The organism is Oleiphilus sp. HI0117, assembly GCF_001635235.1.
Genome location: NZ_LWGA01001063.1, coordinates 1 through 1,291, shown reverse-complemented (window position 1 = coordinate 1,291; position 1,291 = coordinate 1). Strand labels below are relative to the sequence as shown.

Below are 1,291 nucleotides of genomic sequence, written 5' to 3'. Positions count from 1 at the left end.
GATAAAATTGCTGAGCTGATTAGTCAGTACGATATGGTGGCTTTGCAGGAGGTCGATGGCGGTAGCTTGCGCAGCGGATTTATTAATCAGGTCGAATACCTTGCGAGTAATGCAGGTTTGCCGTTTTGGTATCAGCAGTTAAATAGAAATTTTGGTCCTGTAGCAAAGCATAGTAATGGCTTGTTAAGTCGTTTCCGGCCAATCAAGGTTGAAGAGCATCGCTTGCCTGGCTTAATACCTGGCCGAGGCGTGATTGTTGCCGAGTACGGAAAAGAGGAAGATCCGATCGTATTGGTGATTATGCACTTGTCGCTCAGCGATAGTGCCCAAAAACAGCAGCTACGTTTTGTTCGGGATTTGGTTGATGACTATAACCATGTGGTGTTGATGGGCGACATGAATACCCATGCCGAGAAAATACTGCATGACTCTCCGCTAAAAGGAGCCGGCTTGGTGACTTTGCCGGGCGTATCTCATTCATTTCCTAGCTGGCGCCCTGAAAAGGCCTTAGATCATATTCTGGTGAGTCGTAGCCTATTGGTTAAGAGGGCGGGCGTGGTAACGTTTCCGGTATCTGACCATTTACCCATCGAATTAGAGGTAAAACTACCCAAAGGCTATTAGCTTGAAACTTTGAAAATATAGACATAGACAGGCACAAAAAACCCGACAATAAAGTCGGGCTTTTCAATGGAAGCAATAAGCTGCCTACCTCGAAAGGTAGAAAATCTTACTTGATTTTAGCTTCTTTGTAGACCACGTGCTTACGCACAACTGGGTCATACTTTTTGATTTCCATCTTTTCTGGCATGTTACGCTTGTTCTTGTCAGTCGTGTAGAAATGACCAGTACCAGCGCTTGAAACTAAACGGATTTTATCACGCATTGCTCAATCTCCTAAACTTTCTCGCCGCGAGCACGTAGTTCACTAAGAACTGTCTCGATGCCTTTTTTATCGATAATACGCATACCTTTGGTAGATACACGAAGCTTAACAAAACGCTTCTCGCCCTCAACCCAAAAACGGTGAGATTGTAAATTAGGCAAAAAACGACGACGTGTGCGGTTTTTTGCGTGTGAAACGTTGTTTCCTGCTACTGGGCGCTTGCCTGTAACCTGACATACTCTAGACATTGTAACCTTGCCTCCAACTTCGAAACGTCCCTTGAAAGCACGTTCAAAAAAATTCAAATATCGGACCCTTTTTTGGAGTCCTCACTAAAGAGCCCGCCTTTATACCAGAAAGCATTTTTAATCGCAAAAAATATTTTCAAAAATGTGTATAAACTTG

3 protein-coding genes are annotated in these 1,291 nt (G+C 43.8%); 1 reads left to right on the top strand and 2 read right to left on the bottom strand.

Translation table 11 applies throughout. The features are described 5' to 3' along the window. Nucleotides 1–624 (top strand): endonuclease/exonuclease/phosphatase family protein (locus tag A3757_RS19040; protein ID WP_068740102.1); only part of this gene is annotated, 624 nt, incomplete at its 5' end. A 106-nt stretch (nt 625–730) separates the two neighbouring features. On the opposite strand, the gene rpmG is transcribed toward A3757_RS19040, so the two are convergent. Further along, nucleotides 731–886: a 50S ribosomal protein L33 gene (rpmG, locus tag A3757_RS19035; RefSeq protein ID WP_068510851.1), complete on the bottom strand. Its 156-nt coding sequence runs from the start codon at nt 884–886 to the stop codon at nt 731–733. Nucleotides 887–897: 11 nt separating this feature from the next. Then, nucleotides 898–1,134 (bottom strand): 50S ribosomal protein L28, encoded by a 237-nt coding sequence (gene rpmB, locus A3757_RS19030; RefSeq protein WP_068510857.1) that lies wholly within the window; start codon nt 1,132–1,134, stop codon nt 898–900. Nucleotides 1,135–1,291 lie beyond the last annotated feature (157 nt).